The 21,425-nt window shown below is 42.2% G+C and carries 13 protein-coding genes; 10 read left to right on the top strand and 3 right to left on the bottom strand.

Translation table 11 applies throughout. From position 1 onward, the window contains the following. Positions 1-408: 408 nt before the first annotated feature. From ACO067_RS18290 to ACO067_RS18280, 3 genes are all read left to right on the top strand, one after another. On the top strand, positions 409-1,308 hold the full coding sequence (locus ACO067_RS18290; RefSeq protein WP_421876716.1) for a PKD domain-containing protein: 900 nt from the start codon (positions 409-411) through the stop codon (positions 1,306-1,308). A gap of 67 nt (positions 1,309-1,375) precedes the next feature. Then, positions 1,376-3,553: an FG-GAP-like repeat-containing protein gene (locus ACO067_RS18285; RefSeq protein WP_421876714.1), complete on the top strand. Its 2,178-nt coding sequence runs from the start codon at positions 1,376-1,378 to the stop codon at positions 3,551-3,553. Beyond that, complete coding sequence (locus ACO067_RS18280) at positions 3,550-5,706, top strand: T9SS type A sorting domain-containing protein (protein WP_421876712.1); 2,157 nt, start codon at positions 3,550-3,552, stop codon at positions 5,704-5,706. The genes ACO067_RS18285 and ACO067_RS18280 overlap by 4 nt, the downstream gene beginning before the upstream one ends. Before the next feature lie 54 nt (positions 5,707-5,760). Here the strand turns inward: ACO067_RS18280 and ACO067_RS18275 are convergent, their stop codons facing one another. Next, positions 5,761-6,636: a DMT family transporter gene (locus ACO067_RS18275; RefSeq protein ID WP_421876710.1), complete on the bottom strand. Its 876-nt coding sequence runs from the start codon at positions 6,634-6,636 to the stop codon at positions 5,761-5,763. Positions 6,637-6,805: 169 nt separating this feature from the next. Between ACO067_RS18275 and ACO067_RS18270 the strand changes: the two genes are divergently transcribed. Next, positions 6,806-9,448 (top strand): DUF4832 domain-containing protein, encoded by a 2,643-nt coding sequence (locus ACO067_RS18270; protein ID WP_421876708.1) that lies wholly within the window; start codon positions 6,806-6,808, stop codon positions 9,446-9,448. Here the strand turns inward: ACO067_RS18270 and agaR are convergent. Further along, positions 9,438-10,220, bottom strand: coding sequence for a transcriptional repressor AgaR (agaR, locus tag ACO067_RS18265; protein ID WP_421876706.1), 783 nt, complete (start codon positions 10,218-10,220; stop codon positions 9,438-9,440). The two genes, ACO067_RS18270 and agaR, sit on opposite strands and share 11 nt — an antisense overlap. Positions 10,221-10,403: 183 nt before the next feature. Here agaR and ACO067_RS18260 point away from each other — a divergent pair, with 183 nt between their 5' ends. From ACO067_RS18260 to ACO067_RS18235, 6 genes are read left to right on the top strand one after another with little or no spacing between them, the layout of a single operon-like run. Beyond that, positions 10,404-11,561, top strand: coding sequence for an SIS domain-containing protein (locus tag ACO067_RS18260; protein ID WP_421876704.1), 1,158 nt, complete (start codon positions 10,404-10,406; stop codon positions 11,559-11,561). Positions 11,562-11,569: 8 nt separating this feature from the next. Next, positions 11,570-12,508 carry a carbohydrate kinase family protein gene (locus ACO067_RS18255; protein WP_421876702.1) on the top strand — a complete coding sequence of 313 codons (939 nt, stop codon included), beginning with the start codon at positions 11,570-11,572 and terminating at the stop codon, positions 12,506-12,508. Between the two features lie 8 nt (positions 12,509-12,516). Beyond that, the gene (locus ACO067_RS18250) at positions 12,517-13,335 is read left to right on the top strand and encodes a class II fructose-bisphosphate aldolase (protein ID WP_421876700.1); all 819 of its coding nucleotides are present in this window, start codon (positions 12,517-12,519) and stop codon (positions 13,333-13,335) included. Continuing rightward, on the top strand, positions 13,332-14,402 hold the full coding sequence (locus ACO067_RS18245; RefSeq protein ID WP_421876698.1) for an amidohydrolase family protein: 1,071 nt from the start codon (positions 13,332-13,334) through the stop codon (positions 14,400-14,402). The genes ACO067_RS18250 and ACO067_RS18245 overlap by 4 nt, the downstream gene beginning before the upstream one ends. Continuing rightward, complete coding sequence (locus tag ACO067_RS18240; RefSeq protein ID WP_421876696.1) at positions 14,374-16,434, top strand: glycoside hydrolase family 36 protein; 2,061 nt, start codon at positions 14,374-14,376, stop codon at positions 16,432-16,434. The genes ACO067_RS18245 and ACO067_RS18240 overlap by 29 nt, the downstream gene beginning before the upstream one ends. Before the next feature lie 28 nt (positions 16,435-16,462). After that, complete coding sequence (locus tag ACO067_RS18235; RefSeq protein ID WP_421876693.1) at positions 16,463-17,920, top strand: hypothetical protein; 1,458 nt, start codon at positions 16,463-16,465, stop codon at positions 17,918-17,920. 353 nt (positions 17,921-18,273) lie between these two features. Here the strand turns inward: ACO067_RS18235 and ACO067_RS18230 are convergent, their stop codons facing one another. Beyond that, the gene (locus tag ACO067_RS18230) at positions 18,274-21,273 is read right to left on the bottom strand and encodes a choice-of-anchor Q domain-containing protein (RefSeq protein ID WP_421876691.1); all 3,000 of its coding nucleotides are present in this window, start codon (positions 21,271-21,273) and stop codon (positions 18,274-18,276) included. Between the last annotated feature and the right edge of the window lie 152 nt (positions 21,274-21,425).

Below are 21,425 nucleotides of genomic sequence, written 5' to 3'. Positions count from 1 at the left end.
ATTTAATGCTTATAAACAATGAAACGAAAGTTAAAATAATATTTAGCAAGGTAATAAAATTTATTTTACTTTCTTAATATAGATATATATTTTGTTTTGGCTTTTTTTGTTATCGACAGAATTTTGTTTCTGTTAAATCCTATGGCCCTTAATAACAGGATGTCCTATTATTTCTTTAGCTGATCAAACATGAAGAGTGAATATGTATTGACTGACAAACAGCATCAAACAACTTATTAAGGCACACCTATTATTATATATAACAACCGCTTTAAGAAGACTTGAATGAATGAAAGGCATTAATTTGGTTATGAAATTTTTAACTTTTATTTGGTTTGGTTTCGTAAGTTTATTAACTTTCGTTTATTAATTATTACTCAATCGAAATCTTACGTGTAATTGACTATTATGAAGACAAGCAAACTAATTTTTAAATGGTCGCTTCCAATCCTTTTGGGCGGCTTAGTAACGATGACATCATGTGGAGATGATGGAGAAACTGTACCGGTACCAACTGCTGACTTTACCAGTGTTGTTGACGGCAAGACAGTAACGTTTACAGATGCTTCCACAGACGCAGAAAGCTACCTTTGGGAATTTGGTGATGGAGAAACATCTACAGAAATGTCTACATCACATACTTATGAGGCTAATGGCAGTTATGTAGTAAAGCTTACAGTAACTAACGAGTCAGGAGAAGACTCTAAGCAAGAAGTATTTGAAATCATCAATATATCCATTGACGGATCTTTTGATGATTGGGCTGATGTCCAGGCAGTTACTGGTGGAGGAGGAACAGTAACCAGCATGAAAATTGAAAACCTGGAGAATAACAAGCTCTACATCTATGTGGAAGGAACAGAATTAACTCCTTTGGCTCAGATTTTCCTGAATACGGACAATGACCTTACTACAGGAGCTTTCATAGATTGGTATTATGCCACCTCAGGTGAAGACATACTCATCGAAGGTAATTTAGCAATGAGTGAAGAACAATATGGTTCTGTAATCCCATGCGAACCATGCGATGGGTCGAATCCTGGCAACTGGAATTGGTCTGCAGATCCCGTAACTGATGTAATCGCTGACTTTATCGAGGCTTCAGAGATCAAAAGTGTATCTGGTGGAATGGCCTATGAACTAGCTATTGACTTGACTGCACTTGGAAAAACTATTTCTTCAGAGGCAATCGGTGTTGCAGTTTTGGATATCTCACTCGAAACATGGAGTTCAGTTGGAGCTATTCCAGCACTTTACAATGAAAATGACAACCCTGATGCGGCGTTGTACCTATATGAATTTAAGTAAGTTCATCATTTATTAATTCGGAAGGAGCTAGCAGTTTTGCTGGCTCCTTTTTTTATTGGGCCCAGATTTGAAGACACTCACTACACACACAATAGTCTTGTTTTGTATACTAAGCATATCCAACTTAGATGCACAAAACTTCACTGAAATAGGTGCTTCTATTGGTATTGATTATGACTTTGCTACTAATGAGTACGGTGGTGGCGTTAGTTTCGTAGACTTTGATCAGGATGGCTATGATGATCTTACATTTGCGACAAATTTAGGTCTACCTATTAGAATACATCAAAATACCGGTTCCGGATTTCAGCTACTCACCACACCTTTTGATAATACCGAAGAAATAAAGCAAGTGCTTTGGGTGGACTTTAATAACGATGGCTTGCTGGATTTGTACCTTTCGGGTAGTGGGAAAAACACGCTTTATAAGAACCTGGGAGGGTATACATTTGAAGATATCACAAACACTGCTGGACTCAACGATCCAGTGGAGATCTCCTACACCGCTACCTGGTTTGATTATGACCAGGATGGATACCTGGATTTGTTCAGTACCTACAGAACAAAAGACACCACCGGAGCGGTCACTCTGTATCGCAATTTGGGCAATGAGACCTTTGAAGACATGACTGAGGAAGCTGGCTTGTATCAAAAAGGCAACAGCGTATTGGCCATGACATCCTTTGATTACAACAATGATGGACACATCGATTTATTCCTGGCCCAGGACTGGGAACAGGGCAATCAACTCCTCGAAAATAATGGGAATGGCACCTTCAAAGATGTTTCTGATCAAGCCAATGTAAACCAGCGGATGAATTCCATGACGGCCACTGTCGGAGATTACAACATGGACGGATGGATGGATATTTATGTGAGTAACACTGTAGAAGGCAATATCCTGCTGAAAAACAATAGAAATGGTACATTCACTGACGTGTCGGCTGTAATGAATGTAAACATCAGGGCATTAACTTTTGGATCGGCGTTCTTTGATGCAGATAGTGATGGAGATTTGGAATTACAGGTCGTTGGGTTTCAAAGCAATTATCTATTTGAGAATCTCCGTCCCGGGGATGCTTTTATTAGAGTGGATCAAGAGTGGGGATTTACTAAAGACAAAGACTTCAACAATGGACTGGCTCTTGGGGACTATGACAACAATGGAGCACTTGATTTGGTAAGAAACTCTGTGACTCTGGAAGATCACGTTACTAGCAAAAACACTTTTTACCAGAATAATCTAACCACAAACAATTTCCTAAAAGTACAGCTCACGGGCACCGTCTCCAATAGGTTTGCTGTTGGTAGCCGACTGACATTGCACACAAATGGGCAACGACTCATTCGAAGAATTGCCGTGGGTGAAAGCTTTTCCTCTCAACATTCTTACACACAGCATTTTGGTATGGGCCAGGCTACTTTTGCTGATAGTCTTATCATCGATTGGCCCAATGGCAATAAAACAGTAGCCTTAAATATTGAGCCGAATCAAGTATTAAACCTTACTGAACCTACATATGGTTGCCTGGATAACAGTGCCTGCAACTATAATCCAAATGCTACCCAAGATAATGGCACCTGCAGATATCCTACTGAATACATGACCTGTCTGGCCTGCAACCAGGATGCAGACAAGGATGGAGTATGTGATGAGTTAGAGGTATATGGCTGTACGGATAAATATTCCTGCTCGTATAACCCTCTTGCCACCGAAGAGGACGGATCTTGCGAGTATCTATCATCATTTGAAATTTCGGGCGCAGAGACCGTCTACCCTTTCCAACCGGAAAGCTATACCTACCCATTCAACGAAGGAAGTTCATATGAATGGTCAATCACTAACGGATCCATTGCCTTCGGTCAGGGCCACAATCAGATCCAGGTATTTTGGCATAACACTCAGCCAAACGGTAAACTCTCAGTAGTAGAATCTGATGCCGACGGATGTCTATCCAATACCGTGGAGTTCAAGGTAAAAATAGAGCCAAAACCACTGACAAGCATTGCCAACAAACCAGTAATAGCCTACCCAAATCCGGCAAGTGATTACATCCAATTAACAATGGACGCACATGAACCCATAATGCTTACCATTATCAATATGAGCGGTAAAAAAATCTTACAAACTGTTACAACTGGCAAGGCAATGATAGATATTAGACAATTCAACCCTGGAACATATCTATTACAATTAAATGACCAGAACAGTATCCATTATCAAAAACTAAAGATCATCCATTGAGAAAGTTAGTTTATATAATCCCATTATTTGCAGCAATCATCCATGCTCATGGTCAGGATCATCATGTACCCAGGATGTGGAATGAGGCCATTCTCCATGCTATTAGAAATGATTATGCCAGACCAACAGTGCATGCGAGAAACCTCTTTCATACCTCAATCGCTCTTTACGATGCCTATGCCTTGTTTGATGCGGATGCCTCTACGTATCTCCTCGGACGTAGAGTAGGAGATTTTCGCTCTGAGTTTGATTTTGAGTATATCCCTAAAGAGGACATTGAATCAGCCAGGAACGAAATAGCCTCTTATGCCATTTACAGACTTGCCTCATTCAGGTTTCAGAATGCACCTGGACAGAAAAAGATCCAGACTTACTTTGATTCACTAATGAATAACTTTGGCTACCCACTCAATAGGTTATCCATAGACTATACCGATGGCTCGCCTTCGTCCATTGGCAATTACATCGCCTCAGAAATCATCAGATACGGCCTTCAGGATGGTTCAAATGAACAAAACGGATTTAAAAACAGGCACTACAAACCTGCAAATGATCCACTAGTGGTAGCACAACCTGGCAATCCCACAATTACTTCACCAAATCGATGGCAGCCTCTAGCCTTCGATCTTTATATTGATCAAAGTGGTAATGTGATTCCTGGTAGTATTCCTGATTTTTTGAGTCCTGAATGGGGTGATGTAATGGGCTTTTCGATAGCTCCATCAACTGGCGAGCACCGTACCAGAGATGATGGGGAGTATGTTGTCTATCACGATCCGGGAAGTCCACCAAGGATTTCAGATACTCCTGAGAATGATGGTTACCAGTGGAACTTTGGGTTGGTAGCTAGATGGTCCGCACATTTGGACCCTGCAGATAGTGTCATGTGGGATATCTCACCAAATACAATAGGCAACATAGATCAACTACCACAGAACCTACAGGAATACAAAGAATTCTACGACTCAGCAGGTGGTGACTGGGGAAAAGGATACGACATGAACCCAGTCACTAATGAACCCTATGAAATACAAATCGTGCCAAGAGGAGACTATGCCAGGGTCCTGGCGGAGTTTTGGGCTGATGGCCCAGACTCAGAAACACCGCCTGGTCATTGGTTTACCATCCTCAACTATGTGATGGATCACGAGGCATTCGAACCAATGTTTCAGGGAACCAAATTGATCAACGACCCTTTTGAGTACGAGAGCAAGGCATACTTTGCACTGGGAGCTGCAATGCACGATGTTGCCATCACCTCATGGGCAATAAAGGGTTGGTATGATTACATTAGGCCAGTTTCTGCCATACGTTATATGGCCGACCTTGGTCAGAGCTCTGATGAGAGCCTTGATAGCTATCATCCGGCAGGCCTCAAGCTAATAGAGGATTTCTGTGAAGTGGTGGAACCCGGAGATCCACTTGCTGGACTCGAAGGTGAAAACATTGGAAAAATAAAGATCAAGGCATGGAAAGGGCCTGATTTCATCACTGACCCAGAGACGGATGAAGCTAAAGTTGGTTGGATACTAGCAGAGAACTGGTGGCCATACCAGCGCCCCACCTTCATCACTCCACCTTTTGCCGGATATGTATCTGGACACAGCACATACAGCCGGGCGGCAGCAGACATCTTGACTCAGCTTACTGGATCTCCATACTTTCCAGGAGGGCTGGGAGAATTTGTCGCCAAGAAAAATGAGTTCCTGGTATTCGAAGAGGGACCAAGCACAGACTTAGTACTCCAATGGGCTTCCTACCGCGATGCATCGGACCAATGCAGTCTATCGAGAATATGGGGAGGAATACACCCGCCGGCAGACGATATACCTGGCCGTATCATTGGCGCTGAAATAGCCACGGAAGTATTCGATTTAGCCCTGAAGTATTTTAGTAATTCCGCTATTGTGAATCAAACTGGAGAGCCAGAAACCTCTCTTTACCTATACCCAAATCCCGTTCATAAAGGCCGTGAAATCCATATTGGTGGGATGGATAATCTGCAACTAGTAGAGCTGTTTGACATATTTGGAAAAGAGAAGATCACTCCAACCTTAATAAACCACAACACCATCAGCACCGACCATCTCTCCCCTGGGGTTTATCTCATACGAGTAAATAGCAAGGCAGTGGCGAAATTCCTGGTTGAGTGATGGAAGAGGGGCCGGCTAAAGGCATCTCTTTAGCGCCAGTATGCCAGCCTCACCTCACTTTTCAGGCTCCATAGCCAGCAATACGGCTGCCAGCACAGCACAAATGATTCCAGCAATCTTAACCGGTCCGGGCACAAACCCAAGTACAATCATCGAAATCACTGCTGTGATCAATGGCGCCCCAGCATTAGTCATAGGAGATACCACAATGGCCTTGCCATACCTAAACGCAAAAACAAGGCAGAGAGCACCTATGGAGTTGAGTAGCTGTATCCCGGCAGCCAATAATGGACCATCAGCATTCCAGTTAATAGGTTGATTAAAGTCGGTCATGTAGATAGCCACGGGTATCAGCAACAAACCCGTCAATGTCATGTAGAAAAACACACTTTCTCCTGTCATGGTGTGTTGAGAAAGCTTCATGAAAAAGGCCTGAAATCCCCATGCTGCCAATACCAGTATGGCCAGAATGAACCACAAGATTCCGGAATCACTAGTGGCCTCTCCTTGGGAATATTCAAATAATGGCAATGCAATTATTGCCAATAGTATCCCCAAAATCCCACGCTTGGTGGCTCGCTCTTTCAGGAATATAAAGGACAGTGTTATGGTAATGATAGGCGAAAGCGAGATAATAGGAAATATCAAATAGGCTGGACCATGGTTGACAGCATAAAAGAGAACCATCTGCCCTCCTGCCCCTAGAAATCCAATAGTGGAACCATAGATAATAGACCTGGTATCCGTTTGTACCTTCCATCCACCTCCCTTAAGAGAAACTACAGCTGGCAAGAGCATGGTTATCGCCCAAACTGAGTATGAAAGTGTTTCCGGGAAGCCGTTCTCGGCAGGCAACCCAATAAAGGCACCCCAAACACCCCAAAATACGGTTGTCAAAATAGCATAAGTAAGCCAGTAATTGCTCTTCATAAGAATTGATTCTCTTTTATACTTGATTAATAAGAATTAGCAAAATAGGTAAACAATTTAATCTTTCATATTCTTTCTTTGCTTAAATTACTACTTACTTATTCTTTCTTTTTAAATTTACTCTTCACTAGATTGACATTGTTTGAGTGAATTAAACCCATCAGCTAATATGAAATTTATACATGTGTTTTTAATGGTATTGGTAGCAAGTATATGCTGGAGTCAGGAAATGATTAACCAAACCTACAATGCAGATGAAACAGTGATTGCTAATCCCGAGCGAGGACTATACCACCACACCGAAGCACATTCCGAAAATTATGTAAACCTAAATTCCGAAACCCTTAAGTCTTATCGAGAAAGTGAATCAATCACACAAGTATTGAGAGTGTTCTATCTGGAGAAATATAGAGATAAAGCCATCTCTCAAAGCTATTTGGATAATGTAAGAAAAGATTTTTCAGCAATCCGAAATGCGGGCATTAAGTGCATTGTGCGATTCGCCTACTCCACGGGAACCTCGGCACCGTATAATGATGCCACACCAGAAATAGTGCAAACACATATCGGTCAACTCAAACCCATTCTCCGTGAAAACGCAGATGTTATACAAGTTATGCAAGCTGGATTCATTGGCACCTGGGGTGAGTGGTATTACACAGATCATTTTGCTCAGTCACCTGGTCAGCTAACAGCTGAGGATTGGCAGAATAGACTGGAAGTAGTGGAAAGTCTACTGGATGCCTTACCAGATAACCGAATGATACAAATACGCACTCCAGGGTATAAAATGAACCTTTTTGATACAGAGGAAGCTCTTACAGAATCGGATGCTTTTGATGGTTCCAATATTAGCCGCGTAGGACATCACAATGATTGCTTCGTTGCTTCATCTAGCGACTATGGTACTTATGTCAATCCTGACGTAGAAAAACCATACCTGGAACAAGAGACGCTGTTCACACCAATGGGTGGTGAGACCTGCAATGTGTCTCCACCAATATCAGATTGTGAAAATAGCCTGTCGGAATTGCAGCGCTTTCACTGGTCGTACCTCAATGTGGACTATAACACGAGTGTGTTATCAGAGTGGAAAGAGCAAGGATGCTATGAAGATATCGAATTAAGTCTTGGCTATCGCCTCCGATTAATCGAAGCGTCCGTTAGCAATCAGGCAAAGCCCGGTGGAATGATGCAACTCAACATCAACCTCATCAATGATGGCTATGCCAACCTTTACAACCCTAGAGACTTGTATGCCATTTTGATTCATACAGAAACAGGAGAAAAATACCAGGTAAAGCTGGATACAAACCCGAGACTATGGCCTTTGAATGAAGCGTTTTCCATTAATGCTAGTTTAGGGATCCCAGAATCCATACCACTAGGCGAATATGAGGTAAATCTCTGGATGCCTGATAGTTATGAGTCACTACGCGATAACCCTGCCTATTCCGTTCGATTGGCCAATGAAGGCACATGGCAAAGTGAAACAGGATACAATGAACTTGACCTTGACCTGACCGTCATTGATGATGCTAACCTTTCAGATTATACTGACGACCTCTTTTTTGAAATGATAGGAATGGCTGACTTGATTGAGGTAGAAGGTTCCTCCGAATTATCCATCCGTACCGGAAATTCCAACGCATTGCTTGTCTGGCCTCCACAAAATTCGAGTTTGAACAGAGTGCTACAGCGATCAGAAGATGGAAGTTCGTTTGTGACTATTGCCTCTATGGGAGGAAAATCTTTGTCATTCAAAGATGTCAATGTCACACCAGGCACCACCTATTACTATCGCTATTATCTATCAGATAACGAGTCGCAAACGGACTATTCAGATACCGTAGAAGTCACCATTTCTGAAGAAAAACTAACCGAAATCAATGTAGATGGAGAGACAGATGAATGGTATGATTTACCTCCCGTGGGCTATGCTTATTCGAAAGCGCTTAGTACACTCAATGTCTTTTTTGGGTCCCAAGAAGTATACTTTTATCTGTCCAACTGCACTTCCTACACTATATTCTTAAATGCCGATAATTCGACCGAAACCGGAGATCAAAATGGAATGGACTATCGCTTCCACGATGGAGAGCTATTCGTATTTGATAATGAAAACTGGACAACAGCAGGTAGTCTTGTGGAAGCTCAGAATGCAACAAATGTAGAGTTCAGCACCTCACTTACAAATATACCTTTAGCTGCTGGAGCCATCGAATTAGAACTGGTCGGTGAGGTGGATGCTGAACAGTTGACCGACGAAGATGGTGGAAGTATCCAGATTTTCAGAACATTACCTCCAGATATCCCACAAAACATCACCATCGGGCCTGATGAAGTAACGCCATATTCTATAGAACTGACATGGCAGGAATGTGAAAACTGTGACGGCTATTACATAGAAAGAAGCACTAGTGAAACCTCTGGATTTGAGTTGATAAAGGAATATAACAGTACGCGCACCAACTTCCGCGACTTTGATCTGGAGCCTGTAATGCAGTACTACAGAATGAGTTCATTCAATGAATTAGGCCAGTCGAATTATTCGGATGTGGTAAGTATGACACCTACAGCGCTGTTCTCCGTCATTAGTAGTAAAATCACCGTTTATCCCAACCCAACTAGCAACCTTCTTTATTTCGATGAACCCAAAGACGAGATCCAGGTTATTGGCATGAGTGGTTCAGTAGTGATGAAAAAGCATAATACACAGCAAATATCAATGGAAAACCTACCAATGGGTATCTATATCATCAAAGCCAGATCAGCAAATAAGGAAAATAGTTACCGGGTGATCAGGCAATGATCACCCTTACACCTGCCTCCTGAAGCCTTCTGTGGTCGTCCTCGGAGATTTTATCATCGGTAATCACCACATTGATTTTATCTACTGTGCAGATAAATGCGAAGCTTTTCTTTTTGAACTTACTGCTATCAGCCAGTAGGATAACCTCATTGGCTATTTCTATCATCAGTTCATTTAGATGAGCTTCTTCTATGTTAGGAGTGTAAAGGCCAGTTTTGGTATCAAAACCATCCACTCCAAGAAAAGCCTTATCTACGTAGAAATTCCTCAAGCTTCGCTCAGCCATAGGACCTACAAGTGATTGTGAGTTCTTGCGTAAATAGCCTCCTGGAATGGTGAGATTCACATTGGGATTGTTGATCAGCACAGAGGCGATATTCAATGCATTGGTAATGACCGTTAAATCCTCTACACCATTTAGGTTTTTGACCATTTCTACAGTGGTCGTCCCAGAGTCGATCAGCACAATTTCAGAACTCTTGATCATGTCAGCTGCTGCCTTACCGATTCGGACTTTCTCAGCATAGTTGATCTTGTCCTTTTCCGAAATGTTATAGTCAATACCCACGCGCCCTTCTATGCGCATTGCTCCACCTCGAGCCCTGATCAGCAGGCTTTTTTGCTCCAGCTGATCAAGATCATTTCTTATAGTCACCTCACTCACCCCAAACTTGGTACTGAGTTCATCTACATAGACCTGACCATCGCTATTGATCATATTTAGTATCTCATCTCGGCGAGCTACTGTGGAGTTTCTGCTATTTACCGGCATTGTGATTGAAATTTAGTAGCAAAAAAATAAATATCGTGTAATCAACCAAACATAATTTCAAAATGAAACTTTTCATAAGTTTAAAATGAATCAAAGAAAGTTATTGAAAGTTTCTAATATTTTTATATTTTTGATTTATTGATGTTTCAAAAGCTTATACAAGACTTTATAATTACATAACATATGCAATATTTGGGAGTTGATGAGAAGGACCTTAAATCCTTAGGCGGACTTCACACTGCACAAGAGATTGCCCAACAGCCAGACACCTGGAAAAAGGTGTTTAAAATGGTTTTGAGGCAGAAAAATGAATTAACTACATTTTTAACAAAAGCTAAAAATGTAGACCAGGTCATACTTACAGGCGCTGGCACAAGTGCATTTATCGGCGAGTCGTTGATTGGATCTTACTACCGAAACTTCAACAACTGTACCAAGGCGGTTCCAACAACTAATTTAGTTTCACATCCTTATGATTACCTTTCTAATGATCAGGAGACACTGCTTATCTCCTTTGCCCGGTCTGGAAACAGTCCTGAAAGCAAGGGAGCTGTGGAGCTGGCTGATAAGCTCTGTGGCAAGTGCACCCACCTAATCATCACCTGCAACAAGGATGGAGATCTGGCTAATTATGAAACCAAAAATGGAAAGTACGTTTTTCTTTTGCCAGAAGAAACCAATGATCAAAGCCTGGCCATGACCAGCAGCTACTCCTGCATGCTCCTTGCAGGATTGTTAATGGCTCACATGGACCGAATTGAAGATATGGAAGCCCAGGTGAATCTGGCCGCTGCATATGGCAAAGAAATACTAGACAACCAGTTGGGATTACTCAAGAACATAGCCGGATTACCTTTCAAAAGAGCGGTATTTCTTGGATCCGGCCCCCTACTGGGCACCGCCAATGAGTCTCACTTAAAAGTACAGGAACTAACGGATGGCGGCACAGTATGTAAGCATGATTCCTTTCTAGGATTTCGACATGGCCCTAAAGCGGTGGTAGATACCGAAACCCTCATAGTGCACTTACTCTCAAATAATCAATACGTAAGTAAATATGAGAATGATCTTATTTTCGCCATGGAAAAAGGGAAAAAAGCCCTCGTACAACTAGCCATTGGGGAAGGGATAGGCTATAACCTCCCAGTGGACTACACCATTACTTACAGCAGTAATGATGAAAGCATTGACGAGGACTTTTTATGTCTCCCAGGAGTACTTCCAGGACAAATTTTAGGATTTTTCAAATCACTAAACGAACATTTGATGCCAGATGAACCATCTTCCAGTGGGGCAATTTCCCGAGTGGTTCAAGGAGTGAATATTTACAATCTACCATAAATCAAGATATGCTAGACGTACTAGTAGTAGGAGAACTTAATGTAGACATTATCCTCAATCAGATAGATGGGTTCCCAGAAGTTGGAAAGGAAATCCTGGCCAATCAAATGACTGTAACACTGGGAAGCAGCTCGGCTATTTTTGCGAGCAATCTATCTTCTCTGGGTTCTCGAGTTTCATTTCTTGGAAAAATAGGCAATGATCACTTTGCTGATATTATCGAAGAATCATTGAAGACCAAAGGTGTAGAAACGGATTTTATTATTCGAAGTAAGGAGTTCAAAACCGGCTCCACCATTGTAATGAACTACGACATGGATCGGGCCAATGTGACTTTCCCTGGTGCCATGAACCACCTATCTGCAAAAGAAGTTCGTGATGATATTCTTACAGAAGCTAAACACTTGCATGTAAGTAGCATATTTATGCAACCCGCCCTGAAACCAGGCCTAACCGATCTATTCCAAAGAGCCAAAGAATTTGGGCTAACCACCTCTATTGATCCACAATGGGACCCAAAAGAAGAATGGGACGTTAATCTCAAAGCGCTTTTGCCGCTGGTGGATGTATTTCTACCAAACACTACCGAACTGTTACACCTCACGGGTGCCGATACCATAGAGGCGGGAATCGATCAGATCAAAGAATACGCCAATATCATAGTGGTAAAAGACGGCACCAATGGAGCATGTCTTTTTCGCAATGGAAACATTCATAAACTACCGGCATTTATTAACCATGAGGCCATAGACGCCATTGGTGCCGGAGACAGCTTTGACGCAGGGTTTATTCACAAATACATACAGAACCTCCCACTGGAGGAATGTTTGAGATTTGGCAACCTAACAGGCGCAATCAATACAACAGAGGCTGGTGGTACTACCGCTTTTGAAAGCATAGAAAAAATCAAAGAAATCGCCCAATCGCGATTCGCTTATACTATCTGAACAATACCATGACATTACAAGAAAAACTATCTCTGAATAAGAAAGATGGTCAGGCGTTGCTGGCTACAAACTTCTATAATTTTGAGACCCTGGCAGCAGTATTAGGCGCTGCAAAAGAGGAAAACTCTGCACTGATTCTACAGCTGTCCGAAAGCTCTCTTAGCTATATGGGAGTTGACATTGCGAGCAAACTTGCCAAAGCAGCTATAGAACAGTTTGGCGTACAGGCATGGCTTCACATGGATCATGGAAGTGATGTGAACCTGGTAAAAAAATGTTTGGATGCGGGGTTTGACTCGGTTATGATTGACGCCAGCGAAAAGCCGTTTGAAGAAAACGTCAAAATCACCAGTGAAATAGTCAGATACGCGGAGCAGTTTGGTGCCAATGTAGAAGCAGAATTAGGTTATGTAGCTAAACTAGGTCAAGACCAAAAAATGGTCTACACTCAGCCAAATGAGGCAAAGGCATTTGTAGAGCAAACAGGCATCAACGCCCTTGCTGTAGCTGTGGGTTCGGCTCATGGATTCTACACCAAAACACCAGAACTTCAGCTAGATCTCATCCAGGAAATCAATGAAGCAACAACAGCTGCCCTAGTACTCCATGGTAGCTCTGGTATACCGCATGATCAAGTACAAGAGGCCATTAAAAGAGGAATCACCAAAGTGAATCTTGCCACTGAGATTAAGAACATCTTCATGAAAAAGCTACAGACAGTATTGGCGGATAGTGATGAAATAGACCTTAGAAAGGTGTTTCCAAAAGCCACTGATGAGGCAAAAGCCCTCGTCACTGAAAAGTTGAGAATGATCAATTTCAAATGAGAAAGGACCTGATCACCGGAATACTCGTTCTTCTGAGCCATACACTTTTGGCTCAGACGCCAGATAGTATTCTTCTCTCAAACTACCGACCTGCTTCGGTCTATAAGATACCAACAACCAAAATCACAAAAGCGAAGTTTCCTGTGATTGACATGCACTCTCACCCATATGCTCCTTCAGTAGACGAGTTGGAACGATGGGTGAGAATCATGAATCAGTACAACATTGAGAAAACCATCATACTCACTTATGCAACAGGTGATCGCTTTGATAGCCTATATCAAGTCTACAACCAATACAGCGATCGATTTGAAGTGTGGTGTGGATTTGACTACTCCGGCTACCATGAAAAAGGCTGGTCACAAAAAGCAGTCAAAGAACTTGAAAGATGCTTCAAGGTAGGTGCTCGAGGTGTAGGTGAACTTGGCGATAAAGGCACCGGACTCAAATATTCGCACCCATCTCCCGCTCCTGACATGCACATAGATGATAGCCGAATGCGCCCACTCATTGAAAAATGTGGTGAACTGGGCATGCCCATCAATATTCATGTAGCAGAGCCAATATGGATGTACAATAAGCAGGATTCTACCAATGATGGCTTGATGAACGGATACAAATGGAGAATTGATCTAACAGAACCGAACATACTCGATCATCAAGAACTCATACAAACGCTGGAAAATGCCGTAGAGCAAAATCCAGGAACCACTTTCATTGCCTGTCACTTTGCTAATTGCAGTTATGACTTGAGCATTGTGGGCGACTTACTGGACAAGTATCCAAATTTTTATGCGGACATTTCTGCCAGATATGGTGAAACTGCGCCTATCCCAAGATACATGAAGGAGTTTTACAGCAGGTATCAGGATCGGTTGCTTTTTGGTACAGACATGGGTTATGAACCTATCATGTACCAAGTGGTCTTCAGAATACTTGAAACAGAAGACGAGCACTTCTACCAGCAAGATTACTTTAACTATCATTGGCCACTTCATGGATTTGGTCTTTCTGACGAGATATTAAAAAAGGTTTACTATGAAAACGCTAAAAAAATACTGGATTAATGGAGTAATCGTGCTCTCAATAATTGGCTGCTCCAATCCGAACCACAAACCAATCGCTACTATCCAGAGCGGCTACTTAGAAATTCAAGTTGATGACAACCTACATACTTCTGTCAATTCTTCCGTTGACGAGAGTAAACCTTTAACCAACAATGCAGCCACCGAATACCTCGTGGGTGACGAACAGCTAATCAGTGATTACCAAATTACCTCATCAGATTCCAAAGCCATCTCTGATCAATCCGGAGATGGCACTTCATACACATTTACAGGTGTGAATAACGATACGGGGATCGAAAAAACGCTTACCATCAGTGTATATGATGACTTCCCGGAGATGGCTTTTTTCAACGTCTCATTTACCAATTCATCAGAAAAGGAAGTGCTTATTAAAGAAATGATCGTTAATGGCTACCAGGTACTTTCGCAGCAGGACGAACCTCCATTTTGGGCATTTCAGGGGAGTTCTAGTGCAGAAAGAGCTGACTGGATAAAACCTGTAACAGATGGCTTTTATCAGGAGAACTACATGGGAATGAACAATTCTGATTATGGCGGAGGCATTCCTGTCACTGACATATGGAGGAAAGATTTAGGCATTGCGGTAGGCCATACCGAACTCACACCAAAGCTTATCTCCCTACCGACCGAACTGAAAAAATATGATCGTGATGTCAGTGTGGGCGTTTCAGACAAATACGACTACCCGTATTATCTCCAGCCTGGTGAGTCTATAGAATCATTGGAAACATTCGTTACCATACATGAGGGTGATTACTACAACGCACTCAGCAAGTACTCAGCATACATGCAGCAAAAGGGTATCATTCTCCCTGCTTCTGAACCAGCCGCCTATGAGTCTGTTTGGTGTGCCTGGGGATACGGTCGTAAATTCAATATTCAGGAAGTGTTATCTACCTTACCAAAGGTCAAGGAATTTGGCATTCAGTGGGCTGTACTAGATGATGGTTTCCAGATAGCAGAGGGAGATTGGAAGACGAACAAAAAGGCATTTCCCGGAGGAGATAAACAGATGAAAGAGTTTGTAGATAAAATTCATGAGGCAGGCTTAAAAGCTAAACTCTGGTGGGCGCCGCTGGCTGCAGACCCTACAAGCAACTTGCTACAAGAGCACCCGGAAGCGAGACTCTACCTTGAAGACTGGTCACCTCAGTATATCACCTGGTGGGACGCATACTACCTGGGTCCAACAAACCCCATCACGATCGATCACACAAAAGAAGTCGTAAATATGTTTATCAATGAATGGGGATTTGACGGGTTGAAACTTGATGGACAACACATGAATGCCGTAGCTCCTGATCATAATCCCAAAAGTGGATTGGAAGATCCTGTACATGCACCTGAAAGACTACCAGAATTCTTCAAACTGATCTATGACGAAACTCTTAAAATCAAGCCACATGCCGTAGTAGAAAACTGTCCATGTGGTACCTGCATGAGCTTTTTCAACATGCCCTACATGAATCAGGCTGTATCTTCAGACCCAATGTCTTCATGGCAAATCCGCCACAAGGGCAAGACCTACAAAGCACTCATCCCTCAGACTGCCTATTATGGTGACCATGTAGAGCTCAGTGACAATGGCAATGACTTTGCCAGCTCATTTGGTGTTGGTGCAGTGCTGGGTACCAAATTTGTATGGCCAAAAGCCAATGAAGTGTCTGATGAAGCAATTCCAGCTCTGACAAAAGAAGATGAAAAAACATGGAAAAAGTGGTTCGATCTTTACCACAAAAAAATGTTGTCAAAGGAACCATATCTTGGTGACCTTTATGACATTGGCTATGATAAGCCTGAAACCCATGTGATACAGAAAGGGGATACCATTCATTATGCATTTTATGCCGAAAACTGGGATGGCCAGGTAGAGTTCAGAGGTCTGAGTGACTTAACATATGAAGTACGTGACTATGTCACTAATGAGGTAATTGGTGAAGTCTCCAAACAAAACAATCAATTGGCCATTACCTTTGAACAATCCCTCCTAACCGAAGTATATCCAAAATAACTTGTTGAACGCGCACAATCGATACCCAATGAATGAATTATCATTTCCCAGACCGTTTGCCATAGCTATTGATGACCTGGGCTGGATGCAAGGTCACAATGAGGGAGAAGATGGGTATGGCCCCTATCGTACTGGACTGGACAGGAATATGACTTTGGAAGATTACAAAGCTGTGGTAGACCTGGCTCAAAAGGTAGGTGTGCGTTTGCAAGGGCTGTTCATCCTAGGTGAAATGGATCGGGAAAATTTCCTTGGAGACTTCCCCTCTACCACACAGATGAGAGCAGATTTCGACAATTCTGATAACATTTCTGATTTACAAATAGAAATGATGGAATATGTGAAGTCCGTAAGCAGCCACCTGGAGTTTGGCCTACATGGCGTAGGGCATGAATTCTGGCCAGAAGATGGGAAGCGCAATAGAGCCGAATGGTACAATACAGACGATCAGCATCCCTGGCCGGAAGAGGAAATTCGAAATCATGTGAAATGTTTCATTCGAATTATGAATCAATACGGCATTTCAGTGGAGAACGGCCATTCATTCCCGGAGAGCTTCGTTCCTTGTGCTTATAGTTACTATTGGAATCCCAATGGCGCTTACAGCCTCGGATCTGTACTCGGAGAATACGGAGTAAAGTATGCCAATACAGACTTTAGTCAGATACCTGCATGCAACCCTCCAACAGAACACAATGGAGGCGGGTTCGACCACCAAGTGCATGTAATGAATCGCTACAACTATGGCAATGAATGGGACTCTCCAGGTAAGCTTCCAGAAACAGCGCTAGCAGAGCAACCCACTGATTACATAGAAACACACTGGCCAAACTTGTTATTCAATGACACGGAATCCCAGGAAGCTGTTACAGCTAAATGGGTGAAATATTACAAACAAGTCCAAGCAAGTAAAGACAGATATTGTGCAAAAAACACTGCACAGATGCATTCTCAATGGCTATATAACAAATACACCGTAATCAATGAAACTCAACCAGGGTTGGTTGAGATCGATAACACTAGTATGCCAGATGAGGTGTATCGTGGGCACTTTCCTGCCAATATGGTACTGAAGGTTAAAATAGACGCAAACCAACACATCTCCGCTGCTACATTGGATGAAGCCATCATTCCAGCTTACTATGAAGATCAGGGATACGCCTTTCTTTTCCTACCGTCATTGCTTCCAAAAAAATACATACTTAAATATGAGGTAGGCACTAACCTACCTAAAGGGCTGGTATGGCATGATTCGACAGGTAACATCCTGGAAGTAACCAATACCTCAGACAAGACAAAGGTGGATATCTGCTGGTATGGAGATCAGGAGCTCAACGTCCTGACCAACAGAGAGCCAGAAGAAATTGAATCTAACAATCCAGGCATTCAAATCAAGGGCTGGTCATATAAAGATGGTAAGTTATCAATTCGTTTGATGGCCCATGATCTCCAGGGCGAGATTGGCTCCATCCATATCCAACATTGAATCAGGCAGTACGCATGTAGATTTGCGGGATCAGCACAATCATTTAAGAAAATAAGTGAGACGACAAGCGCTTAGATGAAAGCACGTCTTCGTGTGCCTTGAGCATTTTCTTAAGAGCGGCTATCCTCAAGTTCACCGCATCAACATTAGTGACATGCGTATTTCTCAGGTGGTGTATTAATATTTTTGAAATACACTGGATATATAGACCATGTTCCGATAGAGATAACGACTGTACCTCCAGCAAATAAGTGTCTAAGGATGATTGGTTGAGTTGCATTATAAATTGAGGGTTAAAAAACCATTCAGGCAGAGCCCGAATGGTTTTCGAATTAACTTAGCTTATGAACTATTTACTTAATGAAAATTTTATGAGTATTTATTTCCCCATTAACCATAAAGCGAACGATCGCCATCCCTTTAGGTAGCTTGTCTGCTGCGATTTTCTGCACATGATTCCCAGATGTCAGCACCCCTGACCATTGATGATATAGCTTGCCATCTACCCCGTGTATGCTTAACTCTACAGCCCCTTCAGACTCCATAAAGTGCTGGATGCTTAATGTCTCCACCACAGGGTTTGGATACACTGCAACAGTTGGTATTGACGCTTCAATCTCAACTTCACCGGATTGAGTCGCAACTCGAGACCCTGAGTAGGCTAATGATAAGTAAACCATACTGTTTCCAGAAGTAGGAGCACCGCCGAGACTAGTGTTCCAACCTTTCGTGTGCCCCTCTATACCCAAACCTATTGTACCAGAGCTACCTACACCAATCAATGATTTTAGAATTTTCCCTTCTACTGCCGTAGGAGTCATTACAAACTCAATTCCGGTAGAGTTTGTAGACTCTTCAAATGGCCAACCACCTGAACCTGTGTACTCGTTTAGCTGATTATAGTTTCCATCAATGTAGTAGTTGGACTTATCTGTCCAAAAGTATGCTTCACCAGTGCTGCTATTCGTATTCACATAGACATCATACTCACGCAAACTGTCATTTGCTATTTCTGCATAGACGTAGATATATTCTGCATCAACAAATCCATACATATTGCTAAATGCACTGCCTGATACTCCAGTGATTAGAGCAGCATAATCTTCAACAGGGCTTTTGATACCATCGATAGAAAAACTTCCTGCTTCTGAGCCGCCATCTAAAGTCAAATAAACCATCGGATCATCTTCTACTGGAATGGACCCAACACTTGATGCCCAATTGGTCGAATAACCTTCTATTCCCAGACCGATAGTTCCCGTTTCCCCGATACCCAATGCATACTTTGGTATTCTTCCTTCTATGGTGGAATCGGTCTTGATAAATTTCACAGTCATCACTGAGTTGTCAGCATCAAATGGCCAAGAACCTGTACCAGTGTAATAATTAAATAAATCAAGGTTTCCATCTACGTAATAGTCTGATTTATCCGTCCAAACTTCCTGATATCCGGTAGATCCGTTCGTATTTACAAACACCGAATACTCTGCCATTGATCCGGAGTACTCTGCGTATACATACACAAAGTTATTGTCCTCATATCCGTAAATACTGCTAAAAACTCCTTCTGTGACTCCAGTTTGTAAAGTCACATAGTTTTCACTAGTACTTTTTATCCCATCTATGGTTGCAGCCTCATCACCTGCAGCACTACTACTTGACTCAAATGCGCCGGCATCTAGTACACTATTGGCTATTCGGTCGTTACCAAAAAAGTCAGTCTCCCCCGCGGCAACACTATATCCAGGATCTCCCGCATCTATAGCCGCTGACCCACTTTGTAACCTTAGATCTACGTCACCTGTGGCAGTACTCTCAAACTGCGGATCGGCAAAAGAAGAATTAGCATCTTGATTGGTTCTGTTAGTACGGTACCAGGCAAATGTTCCGTAATAATCGTAACCAGCCCCTAACTGAGACCAGTCAAACACTCCCAAAGCAGGAGTAGCAGTAGAATTGGTGTAGTAAATATTGTAGTCGAAAGATATTGTCCCAATAAAAGACGTTGAGTCAAACGGTAGGGCAAAGGTCACTAACTTATCGTGATCAGCAGCATATACAATATTGTTCTCGATTGTCAGGTTTTTGATTTGCTTAAGAACGATAAGCTCAGAAGCTCCCATGTTACCCAGATAAGTATCTGCAACTCCACCATTTCTGAAAACCGTATTACCTGTGATAGTGACTGAATCAATCGTACTGCCAGAGGCCGCATATGGGACACCTGCGATAATACCTGTCCATGCATTGTCATAGGTAATGTTATTTCTTAAGGTATGTCCACCAGAGCTCACATTACTATTTTCATTACCAATAGAAAAACCTACCTGACCATCAGAAGTCTCATTATTCTCAATTAACACATTGTAAGAGCCATCACAGTAAATCCCAGCTGCGGCTGCTATTGGTGATCTACAGCTGGTTACTTTATTGTTTCTAATCACACCATTCCTGGCATAATTATCGGCAGCTGTGACAGTAGCTCCCTGGATTTCTGTAACCCAGTTGTAGTGCCCTGCAGCGACAATCCCAATGTTTTGAACTTCCTCTATGATATTGTTTGATATTTCAAAACCATCAACGTTTCCATTTACCTGTATTCCTTCTGTCCAACCAGGGATCACATGGTGCACATAGTTATTTCTGATGACCAATCCGGTAATCGGAATGGTATCAGTTCCTACCACGTTGATCGCTCCTGAGTTATCGCCAGGATCTGCAGACTTTATCTCGGTAATATCGGCACCAGAAAACCCCAAACGGCCATCCATTGGATCGACATTGATTGTCCAGGAGAAATCGTAGATCTCATTACCTACAATCTCCACATTGGTAGCTGTGTTGGCTACCTGTATCCCGAATTTCCCATCTTTTACATATACGCCATCCACCGTATCAGCCAGGCTCTGATTGTTTCGCATTCCATACAGCTTAAACCCTTTTACACGTACATTTTTTGCTCCTGCTGTTACAGCGATTAATGCAGCGAATTTTTTATTATAAAGGTTAGATCCATCAAGATAGACACTGTCCTCTGCTTCCAGTGTGAACCAGTAATTGTCTTTTCCTCCGTTGGTTCCTGTTAAAAAGATCATTTCCGTAGAATCTGGAGCATAGTTGCCTGATTTGACCAAAATGCGCTCGTCTGATTCCATATTGGACAGCCCCAATGTGTTTCCTCTGTAATCCAATGCGGCTCGGATCGTTGTAAAAGGAGCAGATTCTGATCCATCAGAAGAGCCTCCAGTGTAATTACCATCTACATAGAGGGTAGTTCTGTCTTGCGCACTTAGTGTAACCATTGCAACGAAGACATATAAAAAACTAAACGAAAGTAAATTTTTAAGTTTCATAGTGTTATAGTTTGGTAAAAGTAATGTATCGAAAGTATATATAATTTTAATAATAAAAAAGAAAGAAATAATATTTTGTAATTACTTTCGTTTAGTTTCTTTTAAAGTATTAAGTGATGTTATACAGCATATTTTCTTTCATTTGCTTTAAA

Source organism: Marinoscillum sp. (assembly GCF_965229915.1).
Taxonomy (GTDB): Bacteria; Bacteroidota; Bacteroidia; order Cytophagales; family Cyclobacteriaceae; genus Marinoscillum.
The sequence above is the reverse complement of the archived record's forward strand: the minus strand, read 5'-3'. Positions and strand labels throughout refer to the sequence as shown.